We start from the raw sequence: 25,489 nt of genomic DNA, 5'->3' as shown, positions 1-25,489 counted from the left end.
GCGGACTGGAAAACGTCGGTAAGTCTGCAACAAGGCACGCGCAGGATCAACGCGCAGATGGAAAGGATCTTGTTACAAACCGCCACGTCACGGTCTTTCGAGATAGTGGCATGAAGCCAAAGAAATGATCGCTTCAATCAACAATGAACGAAACGATCAAAATAACTTGCGTTTTATGATCGTTTTAATCATTGTTGATCTCACTAAGAATAAAACGAGAATCCCACCATGCAATTTCGCGGCATTATTCCAGCCTTGGTCACGCCTTTCACCGCTGATCAGCAGGTTGACCTTCACGCCCTCCGCGCTCTCGTCGAAAACCTCATTCAAGCTGGGGTACATGGGCTTTTTGTGCTCGGCACCAATGGCGAGTTCTTCACGTTATCAGAAGCTGAAAAGCTGCAAATCGCCCGCGTCACCGTCGAGGCAGCGGCAGGCCGAGTGCCGGTTGTGATTGGCACCGGCGCTTTCGCTACCCGCGAAGTGATTGAAATGAACAAAAAAGTGACGGATCTCGGCGCAAACGCCCTTTCCGTCATCACGCCCTACTTCAATGCCATCAGCCAGAGCGAGCTGATCAAGCATTACGAAACCATCGCCGATGCGTCCACCCTGCCCCTGATGATGTACAACATTCCGGCCAAAACCGGCATGTCCATTGGCATTGGTGCCGTCGCCGCCCTGCATCAACACCCGATGATCAAAGGCATCAAAGACAGCGCCGGTAACTTCGACGCTCTGGTACAGATGATGAAATACCGCAGCGACGACTTTGCGGTCTTTGCCGGTACTGACTCACTGATCTACTGGAATCTGCTGGCCGGTGGCGATGGCGCGATTGCCGCGACCGCCAATGCAGTGCCGGATCTGGTCATGTCGATCTGGAACCACTTTCAGGCTGGCAATCACGATGCTGCGCGAGTTGCTCAGGAGGCCTTGCGCCCACTGCGCGACGCCTTTGCCATCGGCACCATGCCCGTTGTGCTGAAAAAAGCCACCGAGCTGCTCAATCTCCCGGTCGGGCCTTGTCGCGCCCCCGTGCAGCCGCTGGATGCTGCCGCCGTGCAAAAACTGGAAACCCTGCTCGCGGTTTACCGCTGACTCGCCAGGAGATGCGCTGATGTCGTCTTACCACTTCCAAACTGTCAAACACGTCATTCACGGCCCTGGCAGCCTTGAGCAACTGAGTGAAAAACTGCCGCTGCTCGATACCCCACTGCGCAATGTCGTGCTGGTCACGCAAAACGCCATGCATAACCTGGGCGTGACGGAGAAAGTCAGCGCACAGCTGAATGCCGCCGGCATTGCCGTTCACATGATCGACAACGTCGAGATCGAACCGACCCTGGAAAACATCGAGCGGGTCTTCCGTGAAGACGTTGCGCCTCATTCACCTGACGCCCTGATCGCCATTGGCGGCGGTAGCGTACTGGACGCGGCCAAGCTGTTTTCGGTCATGCTCACCAACGACACGCCACTGCGTGATTTGTTAGGTGTCGACAAAGTCAGCCATCCCGGCAAGCCCATGGTTCTGGTACCAACCACTTCGGGCACAGGCTCGGAGGTGACACCCAACGCCATCGTCACCCTGCCCGACGAAGAACTGAAAATCGGTGTGGTCAGCCGTCACTTGCTGCCCACGCTGGTGATCCTTGATCCACTGCTGACGCTGAGCTTGCCACGCAGCATCACCGCCGCGACCGGCATGGACGCTTTCGTGCATTCGCTGGAATCGTTTATCTCCACCAAGGCCAACCCGATCAGCGATGCCTTCGCGCTGGAATCCATGCGTCTGATCGCGGGCAGCATCGTTGAGGCCTATCAGCAACCGGATTCGGTTCGGGCACGCGGCGATATGTTGCTCGGTTCGATGTATGGCGGCCTGGCCCTGACCGCAGCAGGCACAGCGGCCGTGCATGCCATGGCCTATCCGTTGGGCGGCAAGTTTCATGTCACTCATGGCGTGGCCAACGCCATGCTGCTACCGCATGTAATGGCCTTCAATCTGGACAGTTGCGCAGATCGTTTGAAACGCGCCGCCTGTGTCTGCGGTGTTGCAGAGCAACAGGACAGCGATGAAATCGCCGCGCATAAGCTGATTCAGCAGATCCGCCAATGGACCGCCACCCTGAACATTCCTCAAGACCTGCGCGAGTTTGGCGTCGGCGAGGAGCACCTGGCAGACATGGCGATAGCCGCATCAAAAGTCACCCGCTTGATGGCTAACAATCCCAAGGCCCTGAGCCTGACCGACATCGAAACGCTTTATCGGTGCTTGCTGCCATGAGCGCCTTGAAGCTGTCGGGTTTGTTGATCATTGCTGACGACTTGTCCGGAGCAGCCGATTGCGCGGCGGGTTTCGCCAAACGACTGTCGACCGAGATTGTGCTCGATACAGAGACGGCTTCATCAACCGCAGCAGTGGTTGCTGTGGACGTGGACTCTCGACGACTCAATCCGGGCGCGGCAGCGAAAGCCAACAGCGCGATATTGCAGCAGCGTCAGTACGCCAACAGAGCGTTGTACAAGAAAATCGACTCCACCTTGCGCGGCAATGTCGCTCGCGAAATCGCTGCGTTGCAGGCACTTCGGGGCCTGGCCATCGTCGCCCCGGCCTTTCCCGCCATGGGCCGCACCACACAAGATTCGGTGCAGTTGATCAACGGCATCTCGGTAGCCTTGAGCGATGTATGGCGCAATGAAAACCTGCTCGGCACCGGCAACCTGCTGGAAAGCCTTAGCGCAGAAGGCTTGCACTGTGTCGCCATAGATCTCGATACCCTGCGCGACGAAACGGCGCTGAGCAACGCGCTGGATCAAGCGCTACAACGCAATGTGCAGGCGTTGATTTGTGATGCCCTGACCGACGCAGACCTGCAACGTCTGGCCCGCGCAACCGCGCCGCTGTATCGCCAGCTGTTCTGGGTCGGTTCGGCAGGTCTGGCCCAGCATTTGCCAGAGGCGTTGGGTCTGCCCGCGTCTGGCGACATTAACGTGCAAGGCCGTGCGCCGGTACTGACAGTGGTCGGCAGCATGTCCCGGCATTCACAACAACAGGCCAGCACACTGGCCGAGCACAGTGGCTGTTTCTGTCTGGAAATAGATGCCGCCACGCTGCTCGATCCGGCTCGCCATGAACAGCGCGAACAATTGATCACCCTCCTCTATCTGCGCCTGGCCAAGGGTGAAGACTGCTTGCTGACCCTCAGTCAGCAAGAGCGTGATCCATCCGTCGCAGCGCAACTCAGCAGCGCCCTCGCCGCATGGTTAGAGCCTGCAATCGCCGTGACGGGATCGCTGATCGCTACGGGTGGCGAAACTGCCCGGGCCATTCTCACTGCAGCAGGCATTGGTCGTCTTGAGGTTCAAGGCGAACTGGCCCCCGGCGTCGTGCTCTCCCGAACCGAAACAGGCTTGAACGTGGTGACCAAGGCTGGTGCCTTCGGCCAGCCGGACACCCTGCTAACCGCCTGGCAACAGCTTCATGGCCGCAGCACATCCACTGCGGACACGCCCCACATTAAAAAGGAAATCCATCATGTCTGAACGTCCCGTGATCGGGATCACCATGGGCGATGCCGCCGGTGTGGGTCCGGAAATCATCATGAAAACCCTGGCCCACCAATCGGTGTACGACAGCTGTCGGCCGCTGGTGATCGGGGATGCCAAACGCCTTGAAGATGCCAACCGGATTGTCGGTGGCAGCCTGCGGGTCAACAGTATCGCCTCCCCCGCCAGCGCCCGCTTCGAACTGGGCACGGTGGACTGTATCGATCTGGGCCTGATACCGGCGGACATGCCTTACGGCAAGCTTTCCGCCGTTGCGGGCAACGCAGCGTTTCGCTACATCGAGCGCACCGTCCAACTGACTGAAAGCGGCGAGCTGGACGCGATCTGCACCGCCCCCCTGAATAAGGAAGCGTTGCATGCGGGTGGGCATATTTTCCCTGGCCACACGGAAATGCTCGCGCACCTGCTGGGCATCGAAGAAGTCTCGATGATGCTGATGACCCCGACCCTGCGCGTCATTCACGTCACCACCCATATGGGCATCATTGATGCCATCGCCAAAATCGAGCCGGGGCTGGTCAAGCGCACCATCGAGCGCTGCCGGGAAACCCTGACCCGCGCAGGGATCGAAAATCCGCTGATCGCGGTCTGCGGCATCAACCCGCATGCCGGTGAAAACGGCCTGTTCGGCTACGGCGAAGAAGAAACCAAGATTCAACCCGCCATCGATGAACTGCGCGCCCGCGGCTGGCGTGTGGAGGGCCCGCTGCCTGCTGACACGCTGTTCTTCCGCGCCGGCCGCGGTGACTTCGATGCGGTCGTGGCCATGTATCACGACCAGGGCCACGGCCCGGTGAAAGTCATGGGTCTGGAAGCCGGAGTCAACGTCACCGTCGGCCTGCCCGTGATCCGCACTTCGGTCGACCATGGCACGGCGTTCGACATCGCCGGTAAAGGCATCGCTGACGAACGCAGTCTGATCGAAGCCCTGCGTCAGGCCGTTGAGCTTGCGACCCGCAAGCGGGAGACACGCCAGTCAGTGGCTGTTTGAGCCACGCAATCTTTCACACCAATCCCTGAAGTCCTCTGAAACAACGCGCCACAAAAACAACAATGGAGCGAAATGATGGAAACCTTCAACTCGCAGGACACTGCGATCATCATCGGCATGGTCGTCGTTTACATCGTCATCACCACCTGGATGAGCCTGCGACTGCGCAGCAAAACCAGTGAGCAATACATGGTCGCCGCACGCACCATGCCCGCCTTTGTCGTCGGCATTCTGATGATGTCGGAATTCATCGGTGCCAAATCCACGGTCGGTACGGCCCAGGCCGCGTTCGAAAGTGGCTTCGCCGCCTCCTGGTCGGTGATCGCAGCCGCCATCGGCTTCCCGCTGTTCGGCCTGCTCATGGCCCGCAAGCTCTACAACTCCGGCGAGTTCACCATTTCCGGGTTCATCGCCAAGAAGTACGGCAACTCTACCAAGCTGGCCGTTTCGATCATCATGATCTACGCCCTGCTGTTGGTGAACGTCGGTAACTACGTCAGCGGCGCAGCAGCGATTGCCACCGTGATGAAGATCAACCTGCCTACTGCAGCGTTCATTACTGCGGTTATCAGCACCCTGTACTACGTGTTCGGTGGCCTGAAAAGTGTGGCTTACATGAGCATCCTGCACACCGGCGTGAAGTACATCGGCGTGATGATCGTGCTGTATGTGGCCCTGAATTTGACGGGCGGATTCACCCCGGTGATTCAGAACATGCCTGAACACTACTTCACCTGGGATGGCGCCATCGGCGGCTCGAAAATCATGGCGTGGATCATCGGCACCGTGGGTGCGATCTTCTCTACCCAGTTCATCATTCAGGCGATTTCTTCGACGCCTGACTCGAAAGCCGCCCAACGCTCCACCTTCTACGCCTCGTTGCTGTGCATTCCGATTGCGCTGGCGCTGGGCTTTATCGGTGTGGCTTCCAAATACCTGCATCCGGACATGGGCAGCCTCTACGCCCTGCCTGTTTTCCTCCAGTCCATGAGTCCGGTTCTGGCGGGTGTAGTGACCATTTCACTGGTCGCCTCGATCTTCGTCAGCGTCAGTACAGTAGCGCTGGCAATCGCCTCGCTGGTGGTCCGGGACTTCTACGTGCCAATGCGTAAACCGTCGGTGGATCGCGAACTCAAGGCGACTCGCTTCATTGCTTTGATCATCGGCTTTGTGCCGCTGTTCTTTGTGTTCTTCGTGCCTGAAATCCTCAACCTGTCGTTCTTCACCCGTGCGCTGCGCCTGTCCATCGCCGTGGTGGCCATGATCGCCATCTACCTGCCGTTCTTCGGCTCCGGCCGTGGCGCGACCCTGGGTCTGATCGCCTCATCCATCACCACGAGCGTCTGGTACCTGCTGGATAACCCGTACGGCATCGATAACATGTACATCGCCCTGATCACCCCGGCCATCGTGATTGCCGTGGAGCGTCTGTTCCCGCAATCAATCGCCCGCAGTCAGGATAAATCCGGCAACGACAAACAAGGGATTTCCCATGCCAATCAGTGAACAACGTCAGGACGCCTTCCTGCCGACCCCATACGCACAGAACCATGCCGCAAACCTGCATGAACTGGCCGACGGTACGGTGCTGTGCACCTGGTTCGCCGGAACACAGGAAGGCATGTCCGACATTTTCATACTGCTCTCGCGCCGCGACCCGCAGACCGGCGTCTGGAGCGAACCGGAGAAACTGTCTCAGGATGACACTCGCTCCGAGCAGAACCCGATCCTGTTCCAGGCCCCGCAAGGTCCTTTGTGGCTGATCTGGACCGCACAGATTTCCGGCAATCAGGAAACGGCGATCATTCGCCGTCGCCTGTCTGAAGATCAAGGCAAGACCTGGGGCCCGGTGGAAACCCTGTTCGACGAACCGGGCACCTTTGTGCGCCAACCGCCGGTGGTGCTGGATAACGGCGACTGGCTGTTGCCGGTCTGGTATTGCATCACCCACCCCGGCGAAAAATGGGTGGGTAATCACGACGTCAGCGCGGTGATGATTTCCAGTGATCAAGGGCAAAGCTGGTCGCGCCATGACGTCCCGGACAGCACCGGCGCCGTGCACATGAACGTTCATCAAGTGGCCGACGGCAGCTTGCTCGGCCTGTTTCGTAGCCGCTGGGCCGATTCGATCTACAGCAGCCGCTCAACCGATCGCGGGCGAAGCTGGAGCGTGCCCGTCGCTACGGAACTGCCGAACAACAATTCCTCAATCCAGTTTGTGCGGCTCAACAGCGGCGAACTGGCGCTGGTCTACAACCCGGTCAGCGCCGAGGGCCACAGCCAGCGCCGGGCTTCGCTGTACGACGAAATTGAAGATGAAGGCGACGACCGCGTGACACCGGGTCAAAGCGCAGATGGCAAAAGCGCGGTGTGGGGCATCCCCCGCGCGCCCATGAGCCTGGCGCTGTCCCACGATGACGGGCAAAGCTGGCCGGTGCGCCTGGACCTGGAGTTGGGGGATGGTTTCTGCCTGACCAATAACTCTCAGGAAAAGCTCAACCGCGAGTTTTCCTATCCGAGCATTATTCAGGCACGGGATGGCAGTCTGCACGTGGCGTTTACGTACTTTCGGCAAAAGATCAAGCATGTGCATTTGCCGTTGGCGGCAGTGCGCTGATTTTCTGTAGAAGCGGCCCAGGCCACGCTGTCTATCAGCAAACAGGACCTGTAGGAGCGCGCTTGCCCGCGATTGGATCTGACAGTCGATAATCTATCGACTGTGCTGACGCTATCGCGGGCAAGCGCGCTCCTACAGATAAAAAAGCACTCCAAATCAGACCGTGATTTTTTTTGATAGGAGCGGCACTTTTTATGACAAGAGCCACTAAAACCGCAGTACTGACCGGCGTCAGTTCCGGCATCGGTATGGCCATCTCTCAGCGCCTGCTGGCTGATGGCTGGCGAGTGCATGGCCTGAGTCGTCGCCCTGCCGATATCGATCACCCTCACTTTCACTGGACTGAATGTGACCTGAGCAATTTGCACGCCCTTGAACAGGCCTTGCAGCCCATCGACACGCTGGATGCCATTGTTCACGCAGCAGGCTTCATGCGTACCGCACCGTTGGGGCAGTTGAACCCGGACGATGGACAGGCGATGTGGCAGGTTCACGTCGCGGCGGCCAGCCATCTGGTCAACACCCTGCATGGCAGACTGCGCCCCGGCGCAAGGATCGTGATGATCGGAAGCCGCACCATGCAAGGTGCCCATGGACGCAGCCAGTACGCGGCAACCAAGGCCGCGTTGCAAGGAATGGTGCGCTCCTGGGCCATGGAACTAGCAACCAACGGAATCACCGTCAACCTGATCGCCCCCGGCGCGACTGAAACCCCCATGTTGCTGGACCCGGCCCGCAGCGGCACGCCGCCCAACAAACCGCCGATTGGCCGCTTCGTGCAGCCGTCTGAAGTCGCTGGCATGGCGGCGTTCTTGGTCGGACCGGACGCAGGCGCCATCACCGGGCAAAGTCTGGTGATCTGCGGCGGCGCCTCGCTATAGACTCGCCGGTTCTGCGGTTGCATTGCACCGCTGTTTAATGTGATAACCCCTCTTTCCTCGCTCAATACCAAGGCTGTTCATGAAAGTCGCAAATCGCCGTCAATCGATACTGGAACTGGTCCTTTCAGGAAAGTCGAACGTCGATGAACTGTGCGCCCGGTTGGGCGTGTCGGAAGCGACAGTCCGCCGGGATCTCACCGCGCTGGCTGAAGAAGGTCTGGTGATTCGCACCTATGGCGGCGCAGCACATGTCGGCATGCGCGAGCCGGAAACCTCGGTGGAAGAACGCCGCCAGCAACACAGCCAGGAAAAGACCGTTATCGCCCGCGCCGCCTTGGCGCATATTCAGGATCACGACACGCTGTTCCTTGAAGGTGGCACCACTACCAGCGCACTGGCTCAGCTACTCAATCAGCGTCGCGGCCTGCATGTCATCACCAACAACCTGATGGCCCTCGCTGATCTGGCACTGATCCCCGAGGGGCGCATCACGGTGCTCGGCGGTGATTTGCGTAGCGCGAGCATGTCGACCTACGGCGTGGCCGCGCAGGCTGCCCTTGAACACCTGAGCGCCGATAAGGTATTCCTGAGTGCTGATGGGGTAGTGGCCGAACTGGGCTTGTGCGAAGCCAGCGCCGAGCAGGCTTACCTCAAGGAAACCATGATCGCCCGCGCCGCCCACATTTATGTACTGGCCGACGCCACCAAGCTCGGACGCGCGCGCCAGCAACACTGGACCCCGCTGCGTCAGCCCTGGACGCTGATTACTCACGAACTGGATGATCCTTCGTTACTGGCACCCTTTCAGTCGCGGCGGTCTGTGACGGTTGAAGTTGTGCAACTCTGATCACGAAACAGATTAATAGACAAAATACTCGCCGTGGCAGTACACCGCTTTCCTGCAGAGAATCTACGTTTTTCCTGCATTCAGTTACTGCGCCTTAAAACACTCTCCTGCTTCAGGAATGAGCACATTAGCGGCACTAAATAGTCGCGCGCCTTCGCCTGAACCCGTCGATTAATCTTTCAATGCTCGCTGCTCTAAATCGTCGTTTTTTCGACGTCAAAATATTTGACGAGCCAGCCAAAATGCACGGCCCAGAGCTTCCGACGAACGGCACGGAACCTTTTAAAGTTCCATTAGATAGAGGCGATAAGGCAATTAGTGAATATCGTTGTGCCATCACTCATTGCGGCGTGATCGAGTTGAGCATCCGCTCTCGGTAATTACAACATCTAAAAAGCCATGGAGCGGCTTTACCCAAGGATCGACAGCATGTTCGATAAACTCAGCATTTCGCAAAAGCTCTACTTCAGTTTTTTCGCCATCATCGCCCTGATTGCCATTCTGGTAACAAGCGCATACCGAGGTTTTGAAGAAGTTGAGGACGCCACTAACAGCAACGTTCACACCTATCAGGTCCTGAGCGAAGCGCAGCTGGCACTTGAGCAGTTGATCAATATCGAGACAGGGATGCGCGGCTTCGTTATCGCGTCGAAGGATGCCTTTCTTGAGCCCTTGCAGGCTGGCGAAAAGAAATTCAGCGAAGAGCTTGAGTCGCTTAAACGCCTGACCGCCGATAATCCGGAACAACAACGACGCCTGGCCTCTCTGGGGGATACTCAGAAGCGCTGGCTTGAAGAAGATGTCAAACCGATCATTGCCCTGCGCCGTGACCTGACGGCGCGCAATGAGCCCGATGACGAACTGGACAAGCGCATCACAACCGGGGCTGACAAAGCCAAAATGGACAGCATGCGCGCTACGTTGGCCGAAATCAGCGCCGCGGAAAACAAGCTGTTGGTGACCAGAACTCAGAACATGGTCGATGCCAAGCATTTTGCGCTCATGGTCCTCGTCTGCGGTGGCATTGGCGCAGCGATACTCGCACTGATTCTGGCCTCAATACTCGGCCGCAGCACGACCAAACGCCTGCAATTGGCAATTGATGCTGCCACGGCTATCGCCAACGGCAAGCTGGACACTGTGATCGATACCAGCAGTCACGATGAACTGCCAAAAGCCTTTGACCGCATGCAGAACCGCCTGCGCGAGATGATTCAGCAGATCAGCCAGGCCGCTAACCAATTGGTTGTCGCAGTCCAGCAAATCTCCGGTGCATCTCAACAGCTGTCCGGCGCTATGCAGGAACAATCCACATCTGCTTCGGTAATGGCAGCCACCATCGAAGAGCTGACGGTCAGCATTCATCACGTGTCCGAGAACGCCAACGAAGCGCATGAAATCGCCAGTCGGTCGGGTCAGCAGTCGAAAGATGGCGCTCAGGTCATTGAAGGTACCCTTACGAGCATGAACGGTATTGCCCGGACCGTGCAGCACTCTTCGGCACAAGTAGCCGACCTCGGCCAGCACTCCGAACATATTTCATCGATCATCAGCGTTATTCAGGGCATTGCCGATCAGACCAACCTGCTCGCGCTCAACGCAGCCATTGAAGCCGCTCGTGCAGGTGAACAAGGTCGCGGCTTCGCGGTGGTAGCCGATGAAGTGCGCCTGCTGGCACAAAATACCGGCAAATCGACCAAGGAAATCGCTGGCATGATCGAGAAGATTCAGGCGGGTGTGCGGGAGACGGTTGAAAGCATGCGCGGTGGCGTGCAGGAAGTGAACGATGGCGTAGCAATGGCCGGGACTGCCGGACAAGCAATCGTCGAGATCCGCGACAGCTCGAACAAAGTGCTGCAGGTGGTCGATCAGATTTCCTTCGCATTGCGCGAACAGACCGCCGCCAGCCAGGACGTAGCACGCAACGTTGAACGCTCGGCGCAAATGGCCGAACAGAACAATATGTCTGTTCAGGAACTGCTCAAGACCAGCGGAGGCCTGCAGACCCTCGCCAGCAGCCTGCAACGTGAAGTGAGTAAATTCCAGCTGTAAACCAGGATCGTTTGATTCAGGAGATATCGCGGTAGCAGCCCCCGTTGTTAGCTGCTACCGCGAACGCTCCGGATAACTTGATTTTCTTGCGCGGCTCAAAGCACCGCACTCACATCATGATAGCGCTCTATTACTTAGTATCATCCACTGTTGGAGGCGGTCGACATTGCATGTATAACACTATCAAGTTCGCGATCGACTATTAAAATCAGGATATTATTGCCCACCTTTTTAGCGACCCAGCTAACGGGATGATCCGGCTCGAGCCTTTCTAATTTCAGCGTACATTCTTCTACCCCATGAAGTGCCCTGCCACTTCTTCCAAGCGTGCCCATTCTATATTCTACAAACTGCCTCATGCTTGAACTTCCCTCCACATTGTAGATATCGAGATCTACACCAGAGATTAATTCAGGACATGCCCTGGCCTGTTCTAATACTTCGACGGTATGTAGAGCCAAGTCGTCAATTTTTAATGTGTTTTCAATGGAATTCTGATTGATTTTTTTCGAGCTCATTTGGATTAACCTCTGATCCCTGGATCGTAATACAAAGTTATTCACGTGAAGCCCTGCCTTCACATCGAAATACTGGCCCTGAGACCGCAGGTCTGACTCCCCTTCCCCCCGCTAATCAGCGACTACTTTTCTTATCAAATTCGCGACTTCAGCCTTAAGCATCTCATCGTCAAATTCATACGCGTCTCTTGACTTGTCCGGTTCGTACATATCCGTAACACAGAAGATACTGGACAAGCACTCGCTCAACGAAGGCTCATCCAGCTGAAGAACGTTCCTGTCTCGCTCAATCTTCCAAAGCTCGCTATACGCCTCAGAGAAAATTTCTGATGTCAGCCTTCCCGCGACATACGACTTTGCAAACTCCAAAAGCGTGAGACTCATCTCAGCACTCCGTTTTCAATAACATTATCAAGCGGCTGAGTTACCGGGCGCACACCGCTTTTCTCTGGCGGTCCGCCAGCAGCGTCGGCCACGTTCTCTTCATATCCGCTTCAAGCTCGCAACCAGATCATCCCAGAAGCGCAATGCCTCTTTATCGTTCTGGAAGCTTAAACCACGATCAAGTGTGCTCATTTCAATGACCGTGTAAGGCTCCATGCTGGACTCCGGTGTGCCCGGGTATTCAAGCCGGAAGGAATAGAGTGTCCTACCCTCGACCTTCGCCTTGAGCAATAACTCTTCGAACTTTAATCCGGCTACTATTTTCTTTGACTTTCTTAGCACGGAAGTTTTGGACAGAACGCTCGTCAATAACGATGTCAGGACACCCGACGTCCTTTCTTCGTAACGCGTCAGAAGGCTCGGTTCTGGCTCACCGATACGCTGAGTATCAAACGTCAAATGAATACCGGGCATGGATGATACAGGTAATCCGATCGAGACTTGCTCTTCAAACTCATCAAGGGGTAAATTGAGATACCCCGCCTCAATGGCGAATGTCCCGGTTGGCGGGCGCTCAGCCGGGTTGCGATCATGAATGAGCGTATTGATCTCTCTTGCAAGTGCAATGGCTTTGTTTATTCCCGCTGAAGAAATAGACCCTACAGATTGCTTATATAACGTATTACCCTTGGTCAAATAAAATATATCCATAGCGTAATTGGTTAATTTGGACACAACAATGGCACCCCCTCCGTCCAGCTCGACGGTTCGCTCATAATCTGCAGCACCCGACTCATGGAGTATATTTATTTTTTTAATCTTGTCGGAAACCTCCGCAATGAGGTCGCGCCTTCCATCATGGCTAACGAGTTGTATTTTCGTGTCAATGACCTTATAGGCCGACCAAATATTCGCGCCATCGGTAGGCACCTCAAATGTATACCTGCCGAAATAAAATGGTTTTTTTGTGGTAGGCATATCATTGGCTTCGCTATCGACACTGGCTAAGAGCGCAAATATTAAAACACCTGCGGTATTGAGCAAGCTTATATGTTTTTTGTATTGGAACATGTTGTAAGTATCCCTACCCGGCCAGACAGCGTTGCATTTTGTATTCTTCCGCCAGTGTACCGGGCTCGAATGAGATCTGAAACGCATCGAAAATAAAGAGAAGCCCGTTCGCGAACAGCACGCTTAAATACGATCCCAGACAGGCTCAGTACCGAAGCGCTGCGCAAGAAAATCGAGCATGGCGCGCAAGGCTGATGACATGTGCTTGCGTGAGGCATACACCGCATATATCCCCAACTCCATGGGCTGGTACGACGGCAGCAGCGCAACCAGTTGACCTTGTTGAATCAGCGGCGACGCCAGGTAGGTCGGCAACAGCGCCACTCCGGCACCACACAGGGCTGCCTGCATCGTGGTGATCGAATCATTGCTGGTGAGATTACCCTTCACTGCGACGCTTTTCGGCAGACCTTTATGGGTGAAATGCCAGAGACTGCTGCTGTGATAGGTATGCGTCAGGCAGTTATGCAGTGTCAGGTCTTCGATAGCCTTTGGCGTCGAATGCCGCTTCAGGTAATCCGGCGAGGCACACACCACCGAACGACAGGTGGTCAGCCGGCGAGCGATAAGATTGGGGTCCAGTTCATTGGTGATGCGAATTGCCAGGTCCATGCGCTCATCCACCAGATTGACGGTGCGGTCGAGCAGCACCATGTCGACGCTGACTTGCGAGTAGCGCTCGACAAACTCGGTCACCGCGAGCATCAGTTGCGCCTGACCGAACGAGGTGCTGGCCGTCACGCGCAGCAGTCCTTTCGGCTCATCCTCTGGCGCGGCGACTACTGCACGCATGTCATCGGCCAGATCGAGCATTCGCCGACATAAAGGCAACACCTCAGCCCCTGCCGCGGTGAGGTTCAGACGTCGCGTGGTGCGGTGCATCAATCGGGCGCCGGTCCAGTCCTCCAGTTCGGCAAGGAATCTGGATATCACAGGCCTTGATATCCCGAGTTTGTCCGCCGCAGCGGTCTGGCTCCCGCAATCCACGACGGTGACGAAAGCCTGCATTGCCGCCAACTTATCCATGATTCGACCGTTTTCAGAAACAAACTTGCGTCTAATCTAGCGTTTTTCGATCTATAAATCTCAACTAACCTGCGGACTCTTATCATTGCCACGATGGAGCTCGACATGATTTCGCTGTCCGCACGCCGCTTGTTAGCCACTTTCGCCCTGCTCGGCTTTGCGGGTGCCAGCCAGGCCGCGCAACCCCTGAAGCTGGATGTCTATAACCCGGGCGAAGAAGCCATCTTCCCGGTCTCTTCAGTCCTGGTGACAGGTGAGAAAGACGCGGTTCTGGTGGATGCGCAGTTTTCGAAAACTCAAGCCGAGCAGATCGTCGAGAAAATCCGCAAGAGCGGGAAAAATCTGACCACGATTTATATCAGCCATGGCGACCCGGACTACTACTTCGGCCTGCAAACCATTACCTCCGCCTACCCAAAAGCCAAGGTTGTAGCCAGCGCCCAGACCGTCGCACACATCAACGAAACCAAGGATGCCAAGCTGGCCTACTGGGGACCCAAGCTGGGCGCGGCCGCACCGGGCAAGGTCATCGTGCCTGAAGTAATGCAGGGTACTGAACTGAAGCTGGAAGATCAGAAACTGCAGGTCATTGGCCTGGACGGTCCGCAACCCGACCGTAGCTTCGTCTGGATCCCGTCGATCAAGGCCGTGGTAGGCGGCGTGGTGCTGTCCAGCAACATTCACGTGTGGATGGCTGACACCCAGAGCGCCAAATCCCACCAGGACTGGCTGGCGACCCTGGCGACAATAGAGAAACTCAAACCAGCCACCATTGTGCCGGGCCACTTCCTGCCGGGCGATCAAACGGCTCTTCAATCACCGACATTCACAGCGGGCTATATCAAAACCTTTGATGCCGAAACGGCCAAGGCCAAAGACTCTGCCGCACTGATTGCAGCGATGAAAGCGCATTACCCGAAACTGGCGGATGACTCGTCACTGGTGCTGAGCGCGAAAGTGGCCAAAGGTGAAATGAAGTGGTGAGTGAAGCCGTCAGCGTCACTTACCTCTTCGATCTACTATGCGGTTGGTGCTATGGAGCCTCGTCAGTGATACAGCGCCTTGATGCGCTGGACGAGTTCAGCATCACGCTTTCCCCTACCGGCTTGTTCGCGGATAAAAACTCGCGGGTGATGGACCTAGGCTTTGCAGATTATGCCTGGTCCAACGACCTTCGAATCGGCACGCTGACCGGACAGCCTTTCAGCGAGGCATACCAACGCCAGATACTTGGGGATCACACCCGTCGTTTCGACTCCGGGCCTGCAACCCGGGCGCTCAGCGCGGTGGCGATGACGGTGCCGTCGCGCGAACTGGAGGCATTGGCAGGCATACAACGCGGCCGCTATGTTGAGGGGCTGGATATCACCGACCTTGAGGTTCTTGCTCGCATTCTCACGGGCATGGGACTGAGCGAGGCTGCCAGCCTGTTGCTTGCGCAGGATGATGGATTACTGAGTCATTCCCGTGAGCGGGTCAAGGTAGCGCAGGCGTTAATGGGTCAGATGGGCACGAGCGGCGTTCCTGCGCTTGTGCTCGGGGCTGGCAAGCAAAGACGCCTGATCAGCTCAAATGCGCTGTTTGGCAGCTGGGAGGCGTTGCTCGAGGGTTTGCGTGCCGATAAATAGGCCGTAGGAGCGGCACTGTCTCGCAGTAAACAAAGACCTATCAAACACAATGCATTTTGCAGGCTGAACCCATTCCTGTAGGAGCTCACCGAGGTTACGAGGCCAGCGATGGCAGAGTGTCAGACAAACCGCTATCGCTGGCCTCGTAACCTCGGTGAGCTCCTACAGGTCCGATGGTTGCGGCCAAAGATAGTGACGCCATGGATACCCCTACGCCCACATGAAATGCATTTCAATCAACGGACGGCATTTCCCGGAGGACTTCAGCCGCGAGGGCGTCACACCTGAACATAAAAATCAGGCAAAAAAAAGCGACCGGTTAAGGTCGCTTTCTTTCGCTTCAAGGAGTTCAAGGGCCTCGAAGCTATGTATGGCGCAGCGGACGGGACTCGAACCCGCGACCCCCGGCGTGACAGGCCGGTATTCTAACCGACTGAACTACCGCTGCGTATCGCTCGGACTTGCGTCCGTTTGAATCGTTGAAGCATGCTTTCGAGAACCTGCTTCGTTGTAACCCTGACCGAGAAGCCTTGAGGCTTTTCAATCGCAGACCAGACTGATCTGATCCGTCAAATATGGCGCAGCGGACGGGACTCGAACCCGCGACCCCCGGCGTGACAGGCCGGTATTCTAACCGACTGAACTACCGCTGCTTGTCGGTGGACTTACGTCCGGTATCGCTATGTAACCTTTCAATATTGCAACATTGAAACTCACGAAGTGGTGGGTGATGACGGGATCGAACCGCCGACCCGCTGCTTGTAAGGCAGCTGCTCTCCCAGCTGAGCTAATCACCCTTTGCTTCGTTGAGGCCGCGAAATTTACGCACCTAACGAACCTAAGTCAATACCCTGCTTGAAGTTTTTTTTAAGAGCAGCTTCCAGCCGCAAGTTTCAAGCTCCAAGCCAAAAACAAAAAAGCGAACCCGAAGGCTCGCTTTCTCTTGCAGCTTGCAGCTTGAAACTCGCCGCTGCTACAGATAAATCATCTTCTTGCTCATACCACCGTCCACCACGAACTCTTGCCCCGTGACGAACCCGGCATTGCGCGACAGCAGCCAGGAGATCATCGCTGCCACATCATCCACCGTGCCTACTCTGCCCGCCGGATGTTGCGCGTGATCGGCGTCTGATAGCGGCTCAGCACGCCGTACAGAAGGATCCCGGGCGTCAATCCAGCCAGGGCTGACCGCGTTGACGCGGATCTCGGGCCCAAGGCTGATGGCAAGCGAATGAGTCAACGCCAACAGACCGCCCTTACTCGCTGCATAAGCTTCAGTATCGGCTTCTGACTGTCGCGCGCGGGTTGAGGTCAGGTTGATGATACTGCCCGCGTGAGCGCGCAAGTAGGGGGCGCAGTGCTTGGCCAGCAGCATCGGACCACTGAGGTTGATCCCCAGCACCCGATTCCAGTGCGCCAGGCTCAGGCTCTCAAGCGTTGTGTTATGCGGATCGGCAATCGCGGCATTGCATACCAGCGCGTCGAGACGACCGAACTGGCCAATGACCTCGGCCACGCCTGCCGCAACCTGCTCTTCGCTGGAAACGTCCATGGCAATGAAGATCGCGTTATCGCCCAGTGCCTGAGCGACCAGAGCGCCTCGCTTGCGATCCACATCAACCAGAACAACCTGCCAGCCCTCGGTAATCAGCCAGGCAGCAATGCCCAGACCGATCCCTCGTGCAGCACCCGTTACCAGGGCCACCCGCCCATTACTGGTGCTGGCGGCCTCCATCACCCAATCATTCACAGTGCCGCAAGACCACGCGCCAGATCCGCCTTCAGGTCAGCGACATCTTCCAGGCCTACAGCAACCCGGATCAGGCTGTCGCGGATGCCCGCAGCTTCACGCTCCTGAGGCGCCAGACGTCCATGGGACGTAGTGCTCGGGTGCGTGATGGTGGTTTTGCTGTCACCCAGGTTGGCGGTGATCGAAATCAGGCGTGTCGCATCGATGAAACGCCACGCGCCCTCTTTACCACCCTTGACCTCGAAGCTCAAAACCCCGCCGAAAGCCTTCTGCTGACGCTTTGCCAGAGCATGTTGCGGATGGCTTTCGAGACCGGCGTAATGCACCTTCTCGATGCCGTCCTGCTGCTCCAGCCACTGTGCCAGCTCAAGAGCACTGGCACAGTGAGCGCGCATGCGCAGGTTCAGGGTTTCGAGGCCCTTGAGGAAGATCCATGCGTTGAACGGGCTTAGCGTCGGCCCGGCAGTACGCAGGAAGCCGACCACTTCTTTCATGTGTTCGCTGCGACCGGCAACCACACCGCCCATGGAGCGGCCCTGGCCGTCAATGAACTTGGTGGCGGAATGCACGACCATGTCAGCACCCATCGCCAGCGGCTGCTGGAGCGCTGGTGTGCAGAAGCAGTTATCGACTACCAGCAGGGTGCCTTTGGCGTGAGCGATTTCTGCCAGAGCGGCGATATCGACCAGTTCGGCCAGAGGATTGGACGGTGATTCAACAAACAGCATTTTGGTGTTGGGCTTGATAGCGGCATCCCAGCCAGCCAGTTCGGCGAGCGGCACGTAATCCACTTCAACGCCAAAACGCTTGAAGTACTTCTCGAACAGACTGATGGTCGAGCCGAATACGCTCCGGGAAACCAGCACGTGATCGCCAGCGCTGCAAAAGCTCATGACCACAGCCATGATCGCGGCCATGCCGCTTGAAGCGGCAACGGCCTGCTCGGCGCCTTCCAGCGCTGCGATACGTTCTTCGAAAGAGCGCACCGTCGGGTTGGTGTAGCGCGAGTAAACGTTGCCCGGCACTTCGCCTGCGAAACGCGCAGCCGCATCGGCGGCTGAACGGAACACATAACTTGAGGTGAAGAACAGCGGATCGCTATGCTCGCCTTCCGGCGTGCGGTGTTGACCGGCACGCACAGCGAGTGTGTCGAAACCAACGCCCTCAAGGTCGCTGTCCAGCCGACCGGCATCCCATTCCTGAGTCATGCGCCCTCTCCGTGATGATTAGTTGTTGTACAGATCGATAATCGCGCTGACCGCCTGGGTCTTGACCTTGGAGGCGTCATTACGCGCCGACTCGATCTTGTTCAGGTAATGCTCGTCGATATCACCGGTCACGTACTTGCCGTCGAAGACCGAGCAGTCGAAGTTGTCGATTTTGATCTTCTTGCTGCCACTCACCGCTTCGATCAGGTCATTCAGGTCCTGATAGATCAACCAGTCGGCACCGATCAGATCGGCAACGTCCTGAGTGCTGCGGTTATGAGCGATCAGCTCATGAGCGCTTGGCATGTCGATGCCGTAGACGTTCGGGTAACGAACGGCAGGTGCCGCGGAGCAGAAGTAAACGTTCTTGGCACCGGCTTCACGGGCCATCTGGATGATCTGCTTGCAAGTGGTGCCACGCACGATGGAGTCATCCACCAGCATGACGTTCTTGCCGCGGAACTCCAGCTCGATGGCGTTGAGCTTCTGGCGTACGGATTTCTTGCGCGCGGCCTGACCGGGCATGATGAACGTACGGCCGATGTAGCGGTTCTTGACGAAACCTTCGCGGAACTTGACGCCCAGATGGTTGGCCAGTTCCAGTGCCGCCGTGCGGCTGGTGTCCGGAATAGGGATAACCACGTCGATGTCGTGATCCGGACGCTCGCGCATGATCTTGTCAGCCAGCTTCTCGCCCATGCGCAGACGCGCCTTGTAGACCGAGATACCGTCGATGATCGAGTCCGGACGCGCCAGATAGACGTGCTCGAAAATGCACGGTGCGTACTTGGGATTGGTTGCGCACTGACGAGTGTGCAGCTTGCCATCTTCAGTGATGTAAACCGCTTCGCCCGGCGCCAGATCGCGAATCAGGGTGAAGCCGAGCACGTCCAGTGAGACGCTCTCGGAGGCAATCATGTACTCGACGCCTTCATCGGTGTGACGCTGACCGAAAACGATCGGACGGATGGCGTCCGGATCGCGGAAACCGACGATACCGTAACCGGTGATCATCGCAACCACGGCGTAACCGCCACGGCAGCGTTTATGCACGTCAGTGACAGCAGCGAAGATGTCTTCTTCGGTTGGCTGCAACTTGCCGCGCACGGCCAGTTCATGAGCGAAAACGTTCAGCAGCACTTCCGAATCAGAATTGGTGTTGACGTGGCGCAGGTCAGATTCGTAAATCTCCTTGGCCAGTTGCTCAACGTTGGTCAGGTTGCCGTTGTGCGCCAACGTAATGCCATACGGCGAGTTGACGTAAAACGGCTGGGCTTCAGCTGAAGTCGAGCTGCCTGCCGTTGGATAGCGCACATGACCAATACCCATGTGCCCGACCAGACGCTGCATATGGCGCTGATGGAACACATCACGTACCAGGCCGTTGTCCTTGCGCAGGAATAACCGGCCGTCGTGGCTGGTTACGATACCGGCAGCGTCCTGGCCGCGGTGCTGGAGGACGGTGAGCGCGTCATACAGCGCCTGATTGACGTTCGACTTACCGACGATACCGACGATGCCACACATGCGACACAACCCCTACTTAGTGGAACTGGATTTACCGAGCACTTCCTGCGGCATTGTAGGCGGCAGAAGGTGTTCCTTGAACGGCAGTTCAGCAGGTACGCTGACTCCGCTGGCGAGCCACTTGCTGGACATCCCGAGAATCAGGTTTTTCGACCAGTCAGCGACCATGAGAAATTGCGGCACCAACCTCGATTGCTGCCACCATTGATCCTGTTGTACCGGCCCCAGGCTCAACAGCCCGACGGCCACTACTACAAGCAAGCCTCCGCGCGCTGCGCCAAAGACCATGCCGAGAAAGCGATCGGTCCCGGAAAGCCCGGTGACACGAATCAGTTCCCCAATAAGAAAGTTGATCATTGCGCCAACCAGCAAGGTGGCGACGAATAGAATAGTACAGGCCGCAATAACCCGAAACGATGGTGTTTCGATGTAGTTGACCAAATAACCTGATAATCCCGCGCCAAACATCCAGGCGACGACGCCTGCAATGATCCAGGTCACCAGAGACAGGGCTTCCTTGACGAAGCCGCGCTTGAGACTGATCAGAGCGGAGATAGCGACGATCGCGAAGATCGCCCAGTCGACCGGGGTAAAGGGCACGTTTGAGCCTGCAAACAGATAAGGCGGCGCATTTTAGCAGAGCGCCAGCCTGCCGGTAAGCAGCATTTCCGGCAGCTGTGCAATCATCTGAAAAGCATCAACCCTGCTCAGGCTGAAAGCGCACCACAATGCCCTTGAGCTTCTGCTGCTTGTCGAGCTGATCACGCAAGCGATCAGCTTCTGCACGCTCGATCAATGGACCCACAAACACCCGGTTCACGCCGCCTGCGGTACGGATGTAGGCGTTATAGCCCTGAGTGCGCAGGGTCTTCTGCAGGTTGTCGGCGTTGGCACGGTTGGACATGCTCGCCAATTGTACCGACCAGCTTACCGACAGACCGTTAGCGTCGACACCTGACGGCGTGGCTGGTTTGGCAGTCGCTTGTGCTGCAGGCGCCGCCGGGGCTGGCGCCGGTGTTGGCGTCGGAACTGGCGTCGGAGCTGGCTTGGCGGCCGGCTTGACGGCAGGCGGGGTCGTAGTCTTCACTTCAGGCGGAGCCGGAGCGATCGGCATGGACGGTGCCTGGCTTTGCGCAGCTATTTCATCGTCGCCAGGGATAGGCTCCTGAGTGGGAACCTGAGGCTCAGGCACCGGCACTGGCTGAACCTGCACTTGAGGCGCTGCAGGCGCTTGCGGAGCAGCGGGCGCATCGACCTGAACGTGGCGCGTCTCATCCTGACGTGTGAACAGCATAGGCAGGAAGATCACCGCCACGGCGATAAGCACCAGGGCACCGACCATTCGCTGTTTGAATACGTTATCCAGCAAAGCCATTTGCAGCTTCCTCTATGGCGTGCCGGGTCAACCATTCCAGGGCCTCGGCAACACAGTAAAAAGACCCGAACAGCAAAATCTCGTCATCGGCTGTAGCGTGCGCGCATTGGGCTTCAAGTGCCAGCGCAACACTCTGATAGGACGTCACGTGCGCACCAAGGTTCTCAAGTGCCACGTGCAAATCATTTGCTGGTCGGCTGCGCGAGGTCGGAAGCGGTGCAACAGCCCAGTCATCGATACTGGAAGCCAGCTCGGCAACGACACCTTCCAGCTCCTTGTCAGCCAACAGACCAAAGACCGCCAAGCGCTTTCCTGCCACCGGACGCTGAGCCATGCGTTGCGCCAGAAACTGCGCAGCGTGGGGGTTGTGCCCCACGTCCATCAGCAGATTCAGCCGCTTGCCATGCCAGTTGAAGGCGCGACGATCCAGACGACCGATGATCCGTGTATCGAGCAATGCAGCAAGAATCAGCTCCGGCTGCCAGGCAATATCCAGCAATAGATAAGCCTGCAACGCCAAGGCTGCGTTTTCCATAGGAAGGTCAAGCAATGGCAAATCAAGCAATTCAACCCGCTGCCCCTGCCCGTCTCGCCCCGTCCAGCTCCAGTTCCGCTCATTGATCGTCAGATCGAACTCACGGCCGCGCAGCATCAGCGGGCAATTGAGTTGTTTGGCCTTGTCGAGAAGTGGCGCAGGAGGATCAGGATCACCGCACAGCACTGGGCAACCTTCGCGGAAAATCCCCGCCTTTTCGAACGCTACGGACTCGCGGGTATCGCCCAGCCAGTCCGCGTGATCGATACCGATGCTGGTCACTACCGCCAGATCGGAATCGATCAGGTTGACGGCATCGAGACGACCACCCAGGCCCACCTCAAGCACGGCGACATCAAGCGCCGCCTGCTCGAAAAGCCAGAAAGCCGCCAGAGTCCCCATTTCGAAATAGGTCAGCGTGACATCGCCACGCGCAGCCTCGACAGCGGCGAACGCATCGCAGAGTTCTAAATCAGTGGCCTCAACGCCCTGCACTTGCACACGCTCGTTGTAGCGCAACAAATGCGGAGAACTGTAAACACCGACCTTAAGACCCTGAGCACGGAGCAACGAAGCCAGAAAGGCGCAGGTCGAACCTTTGCCGTTGGTACCGGTTACCGTAATCACCCTGGGCGCAGGCCGGGTCAAACCCAATTGCTGCGCTACCTGTCGCGACCTGTCCAGCCCCATATCAATGGCAGAGGGATGCAACTGCTCCAGATAGGCGAGCCAATCACCCAGGGATCCTGGCGTCATACGTTGGCGGGCGCCGGAGGAACGATGATTGGCTCGATAACCGGCGCGACGAACTTGGGTGTCGGCAGGTTCATCATTTGCGCCAGGAGGTTACCCAGACGCTGACGCAGTTCCTGACGAGGAATGATCATGTCGATAGCGCCGTGGTCCAGCAGGAACTCACTACGCTGGAAGCCTTCCGGCAGTTTTTCACGAACGGTCTGCTCAATGACACGAGGACCGGCAAAGCCGATCAGAGCCTTTGGCTCAGCGACGATCACGTCACCCAGCATGGCCAGACTCGCGGAAACACCGCCGTAAACCGGGTCGGTCAGTACGGAAATGAACGGCAGGCCTTCTTCGCGAAGACGCGCCAGCACGGCCGAAGTCTTGGCCATTTGCATCAGCGAGATCAACGCTTCCTGCATACGCGCGCCACCGGAAGCGGCGAAGCAGATCATCGGGCAGCGATTTTCCAGCGCATAGTTGGCAGCCTGAACGAAGCGCTCGCCTACGATCGCGCCCATCGAACCGCCCATGAAGGAGAACTCGAACGCCGAGACCACAACCGGCATGCCCAACAGGGATCCGCTCATGGAAATCAGTGCATCTTTTTCACCGGTCTGTTTCTGGGCACCGACGAGGCGATCCTTGTACTTTTTGCTGTCGCGGAACTTGAGACGGTCAACCGGCTCCAGATCGGCACCGATTTCGGAACGACCTTCTTCATCGAGGAAGATATCCAGACGAGCACGCGCGCCGATGCGCATGTGGTGGTTGCACTTGGGGCAAACGTCCAGGGTCTTTTCCAGCTCTGGACGATAAAGCACCGCTTCGCAGGATGGGCATTTATGCCAGAGGCCTTCAGGAACCGAGCTCTTCTTGACCTCGGAACGCATGATCGAAGGGATCAGTTTGTCTACCAACCAGTTGCTCATGCTCTATATCTCCAGTACCGGTGGCTCGAACGCCGGGTGACTCAGCACCCTGCGCATGCCCTTTTAACTAATTCGTAAATGAATTGAAGCAGCTTGTCGGTGGCTGCCAAATATCGTGGCGTGCCAGCCGCACAGCTTCAATCGCGATTCAACAACCGTGGCGAGGCCATTCGAACCTCACCCGTAAAAAATCCACCCGCATATCCGGGACTGCCTGCCTGTCGCACAGACAGGATTATGGACGGTGGCTGACGAAAACCCGTCACATCGAACCGCCATCAGCAGCCGTGCACTGCGCTCATGAACGCACGAATCTTGTCATGATCCTTGATGCCCTTGCTCTTCTCAACACCGCCGCTGACGTCTACCGCGTAAGGCCGAACCTGGGTAATGGCCTGAGCCACGTTGGCAGAGGTCAAACCGCCTGCCAGGATAATCGGCTTTTCAAGACTGTTCGGGATCAGCGCCCAGTCAAAGGTTTCACCCGTACCGCCTGGAACGCCTGCGACAAATGTGTCGAGCAGGATACCGCTCGCCCTAGAGTACAAACGGCAACTGGCAGCGATATCGTCACCCGCCTGCACCCGCAATGCCTTGATGAACGGACGATGATAGCCGTCGCACTGCTCAGGCGTCTCATCTCCGTGGAACTGCAACATATCCAGCGGCACAGCATCCAGGGTTTCGTTGAGCTCACAACGACTGGCATTGACGAACAAACCCACCGTACTGATAAACGGCGGCAAGGCGGCAATGATTGCCCGCGCTTGTTGAACGCTCACTGCCCTTGGGCTTTTGGCGTAAAACACGAAGCCGATGGCATCGGCACCCGCCTCGACGGCAGCCAATGCATCTTCTATGCGGGTAATCCCGCAGATCTTGCTGCGAACGGCTGACATGTAAAGAAAACCTCAAGCCTTTCGGGAAAGGCCCGGATGTTAACAAATGCTGTTACAGGCGTCAGCCGTCAAGTTCCGAGAAGCCCGTAAGAAAGTGCGGCCCGATATAACGCTCAGGCAGTGGAAACTCGTCGCGATACTCCACCTGTACCAGATAAAGCCCGAACGGGTGCGCGGTCACCCCGCCCGTTCGACGCACCTTGCTTTCCAGCACCTCGCTCGCCCACTCAACCGGCCGCTCTCCTGCGCCAATGGTCATCAGCACACCAGCGATATTGCGCACCATGTGGTGCAGAAACGCATTGGCACGTATATCGATGACAATCATCTTGCCGTGCTGCGTCACCCGCAGATGATGCAGCTGTTTGACGGGCGACTTGGCCTGACACTGCCCTGCACGGAAAGCACTGAAATCATGAGTCCCGACCAGGTACTGCGCTGCCTGCGCCATGCGCTCGACATCCAGCGGGCGATGGTTCCAGGTAATTTCCTGATTCAGGTGCGCCGGACGGATCTGGTCGTTGTAGATCACGTAGCGATAACGGCGTGCGATGGCTTTGAAGCGAGCGTGGAAATCTGCAGGCATGACCCTGGCCCAACTGACACTGATGTCATGGGGCAAATTGATGTTGGCGCCCATCACCCAGGCCTTCATCGAGCGCTGGGCCTGCGTATCGAAATGCACGACCTGCCCGCAGGCATGCACACCGGCATCGGTTCGTCCGGCGCACATCAACGAGACTGGCGAATCGGCGACTTTCGACAATGCGTTTTCGAGGGTTTCCTGAACCGTCAGCACACCGGATGCCTGACGCTGCCAACCGGAATAACGCGAGCCTTTGTATTCGACCCCGAGCGCAATTCGGGAAAAGCCTTCAGCAGCCATTTCGGCTGCCGGGTTATCTATGTTCGCCAAGAGGTAAAAGCCTGTCGGATT

The 25,489-nt window shown here is 57.2% G+C and carries 24 protein-coding genes and 3 tRNA genes; 11 read left to right on the top strand and 16 right to left on the bottom strand.

Annotation, left to right across the window (positions count from 1 at the left end; genetic code table 11):
* Nucleotides 1–228 precede the first annotated feature (228 nt).
* The 9 genes from dapA to K3169_RS09435 all read left to right on the top strand — a co-directional run bounded on the left by dapA (nucleotide 229) and on the right by K3169_RS09435 (nucleotide 10,958).
* On the top strand, nucleotides 229–1,101 hold the full coding sequence (dapA, locus tag K3169_RS09475) for a 4-hydroxy-tetrahydrodipicolinate synthase (protein ID WP_263271194.1): 873 nt from the start codon (nucleotides 229–231) through the stop codon (nucleotides 1,099–1,101).
* A 16-nt stretch (nucleotides 1,102–1,117) separates the two neighbouring features.
* A complete protein-coding gene (locus tag K3169_RS09470) occupies nucleotides 1,118–2,287 on the top strand; it encodes an iron-containing alcohol dehydrogenase (protein ID WP_317633763.1) in 1,170 nt (389 codons plus the stop codon).
* On the top strand, nucleotides 2,284–3,546 hold the full coding sequence (locus tag K3169_RS09465; RefSeq protein ID WP_263271191.1) for a four-carbon acid sugar kinase family protein: 1,263 nt from the start codon (nucleotides 2,284–2,286) through the stop codon (nucleotides 3,544–3,546). Before K3169_RS09470 ends, K3169_RS09465 begins: the two co-directional genes overlap by 4 nt.
* Complete coding sequence (gene pdxA, locus K3169_RS09460; RefSeq protein WP_099269642.1) at nucleotides 3,539–4,561, top strand: 4-hydroxythreonine-4-phosphate dehydrogenase PdxA; 1,023 nt, start codon at nucleotides 3,539–3,541, stop codon at nucleotides 4,559–4,561. The genes K3169_RS09465 and pdxA overlap by 8 nt, the downstream gene beginning before the upstream one ends.
* 75 nt (nucleotides 4,562–4,636) lie before the next feature.
* The gene (locus K3169_RS09455) at nucleotides 4,637–6,067 is read left to right on the top strand and encodes a sodium:solute symporter family protein (RefSeq protein WP_027899518.1); all 1,431 of its coding nucleotides are present in this window, start codon (nucleotides 4,637–4,639) and stop codon (nucleotides 6,065–6,067) included.
* Nucleotides 6,054–7,178, top strand: a complete 1,125-nt coding sequence (locus K3169_RS09450; RefSeq protein ID WP_263271187.1) for a sialidase family protein — start codon at nucleotides 6,054–6,056, stop codon at nucleotides 7,176–7,178. Before K3169_RS09455 ends, K3169_RS09450 begins: the two co-directional genes overlap by 14 nt.
* A 194-nt stretch (nucleotides 7,179–7,372) precedes the next feature.
* Nucleotides 7,373–8,059 (top strand): SDR family NAD(P)-dependent oxidoreductase, encoded by a 687-nt coding sequence (locus K3169_RS09445; RefSeq protein ID WP_122398460.1) that lies wholly within the window; start codon nucleotides 7,373–7,375, stop codon nucleotides 8,057–8,059.
* A gap of 79 nt (nucleotides 8,060–8,138) precedes the next feature.
* Entirely contained in the window at nucleotides 8,139–8,906 is a 768-nt protein-coding gene (locus tag K3169_RS09440) for a DeoR/GlpR family DNA-binding transcription regulator (RefSeq protein WP_027899515.1), read from the top strand.
* A 429-nt stretch (nucleotides 8,907–9,335) separates the two neighbouring features.
* Nucleotides 9,336–10,958, top strand: a complete 1,623-nt coding sequence (locus tag K3169_RS09435; protein WP_231675741.1) for a methyl-accepting chemotaxis protein — start codon at nucleotides 9,336–9,338, stop codon at nucleotides 10,956–10,958.
* A 140-nt stretch (nucleotides 10,959–11,098) separates the two neighbouring features.
* Here K3169_RS09435 and K3169_RS09430 read toward each other — a convergent pair whose 3' ends face one another.
* The 4 genes from K3169_RS09430 to K3169_RS09415 all read right to left on the bottom strand — a co-directional run bounded on the left by K3169_RS09430 (nucleotide 11,099) and on the right by K3169_RS09415 (nucleotide 13,957).
* Nucleotides 11,099–11,476 (bottom strand): hypothetical protein, encoded by a 378-nt coding sequence (locus K3169_RS09430; RefSeq protein ID WP_231675740.1) that lies wholly within the window; start codon nucleotides 11,474–11,476, stop codon nucleotides 11,099–11,101.
* 111 nt (nucleotides 11,477–11,587) lie between these two features.
* The gene (locus tag K3169_RS09425; protein WP_099269638.1) at nucleotides 11,588–11,860 is read right to left on the bottom strand and encodes a colicin immunity domain-containing protein; all 273 of its coding nucleotides are present in this window, start codon (nucleotides 11,858–11,860) and stop codon (nucleotides 11,588–11,590) included.
* Nucleotides 11,861–11,959: 99 nt separating this feature from the next.
* Entirely contained in the window at nucleotides 11,960–12,931 is a 972-nt protein-coding gene (locus K3169_RS09420) for a T6SS immunity protein Tli4 family protein (protein WP_231675739.1), read from the bottom strand.
* Nucleotides 12,932–13,054: 123 nt separating this feature from the next.
* On the bottom strand, nucleotides 13,055–13,957 hold the full coding sequence (locus K3169_RS09415) for a LysR family transcriptional regulator (RefSeq protein WP_122398455.1): 903 nt from the start codon (nucleotides 13,955–13,957) through the stop codon (nucleotides 13,055–13,057).
* 105 nt (nucleotides 13,958–14,062) lie between these two features.
* On the opposite strand from K3169_RS09415, the gene K3169_RS09410 reads away from it, so the two are divergent.
* Both K3169_RS09410 and K3169_RS09405 read left to right on the top strand, forming a co-directional pair.
* Nucleotides 14,063–14,941, top strand: coding sequence for an MBL fold metallo-hydrolase (locus K3169_RS09410; RefSeq protein WP_122398454.1), 879 nt, complete (start codon nucleotides 14,063–14,065; stop codon nucleotides 14,939–14,941).
* Nucleotides 14,935–15,585: a DsbA family protein gene (locus K3169_RS09405; RefSeq protein ID WP_317633756.1), complete on the top strand. Its 651-nt coding sequence runs from the start codon at nucleotides 14,935–14,937 to the stop codon at nucleotides 15,583–15,585. Before K3169_RS09410 ends, K3169_RS09405 begins: the two co-directional genes overlap by 7 nt.
* A gap of 371 nt (nucleotides 15,586–15,956) precedes the next feature.
* Here K3169_RS09405 and K3169_RS09400 read toward each other — a convergent pair.
* The 12 genes from K3169_RS09400 to truA form a co-directional block, all read right to left on the bottom strand.
* Nucleotides 15,957–16,033 (bottom strand) — tRNA-Asp (locus tag K3169_RS09400).
* Nucleotides 16,034–16,161: 128 nt separating this feature from the next.
* A tRNA-Asp gene (locus tag K3169_RS09395) sits at nucleotides 16,162–16,238 on the bottom strand.
* Between the two features lie 68 nt (nucleotides 16,239–16,306).
* Nucleotides 16,307–16,382, bottom strand: a tRNA-Val gene (locus K3169_RS09390).
* 176 nt (nucleotides 16,383–16,558) lie between these two features.
* Nucleotides 16,559–17,320 carry an SDR family oxidoreductase gene (locus K3169_RS09385; RefSeq protein ID WP_122398137.1) on the bottom strand — a complete coding sequence of 254 codons (762 nt, stop codon included), beginning with the start codon at nucleotides 17,318–17,320 and terminating at the stop codon, nucleotides 16,559–16,561.
* An 11-nt stretch (nucleotides 17,321–17,331) separates the two neighbouring features.
* On the bottom strand, nucleotides 17,332–18,543 hold the full coding sequence (locus tag K3169_RS09380) for an O-succinylhomoserine sulfhydrylase (protein WP_231675736.1): 1,212 nt from the start codon (nucleotides 18,541–18,543) through the stop codon (nucleotides 17,332–17,334).
* A gap of 18 nt (nucleotides 18,544–18,561) precedes the next feature.
* A complete protein-coding gene (gene purF, locus K3169_RS09375; RefSeq protein WP_027901102.1) occupies nucleotides 18,562–20,070 on the bottom strand; it encodes an amidophosphoribosyltransferase in 1,509 nt (502 codons plus the stop codon).
* A gap of 12 nt (nucleotides 20,071–20,082) precedes the next feature.
* The gene (locus tag K3169_RS09370; RefSeq protein WP_099269634.1) at nucleotides 20,083–20,670 is read right to left on the bottom strand and encodes a CvpA family protein; all 588 of its coding nucleotides are present in this window, start codon (nucleotides 20,668–20,670) and stop codon (nucleotides 20,083–20,085) included.
* 97 nt (nucleotides 20,671–20,767) lie between these two features.
* Nucleotides 20,768–21,445, bottom strand: a complete 678-nt coding sequence (locus K3169_RS09365) for an SPOR domain-containing protein (protein ID WP_231675735.1) — start codon at nucleotides 21,443–21,445, stop codon at nucleotides 20,768–20,770.
* Nucleotides 21,429–22,736 (bottom strand): bifunctional tetrahydrofolate synthase/dihydrofolate synthase, encoded by a 1,308-nt coding sequence (folC, locus tag K3169_RS09360; RefSeq protein ID WP_263271181.1) that lies wholly within the window; start codon nucleotides 22,734–22,736, stop codon nucleotides 21,429–21,431. The genes K3169_RS09365 and folC overlap by 17 nt, the downstream gene beginning before the upstream one ends.
* On the bottom strand, nucleotides 22,733–23,653 hold the full coding sequence (accD, locus tag K3169_RS09355; RefSeq protein WP_231675733.1) for an acetyl-CoA carboxylase, carboxyltransferase subunit beta: 921 nt from the start codon (nucleotides 23,651–23,653) through the stop codon (nucleotides 22,733–22,735). Before accD ends, folC begins: the two co-directional genes overlap by 4 nt.
* 278 nt (nucleotides 23,654–23,931) lie before the next feature.
* Complete coding sequence (locus K3169_RS09350; protein ID WP_027901097.1) at nucleotides 23,932–24,552, bottom strand: phosphoribosylanthranilate isomerase; 621 nt, start codon at nucleotides 24,550–24,552, stop codon at nucleotides 23,932–23,934.
* A 61-nt stretch (nucleotides 24,553–24,613) separates the two neighbouring features.
* Nucleotides 24,614–25,438 (bottom strand): tRNA pseudouridine(38-40) synthase TruA, encoded by an 825-nt coding sequence (gene truA, locus K3169_RS09345; protein WP_122398133.1) that lies wholly within the window; start codon nucleotides 25,436–25,438, stop codon nucleotides 24,614–24,616.
* Nucleotides 25,439–25,489 lie beyond the last annotated feature (51 nt).

The sequence above is a fragment of the Pseudomonas phytophila genome, from assembly GCF_025643095.1.
Taxonomy (GTDB): Bacteria; Pseudomonadota; Gammaproteobacteria; order Pseudomonadales; family Pseudomonadaceae; genus Aquipseudomonas; species Aquipseudomonas quasicaspiana.
This window is presented reverse-complemented; position numbering and strand designations above follow the sequence as displayed.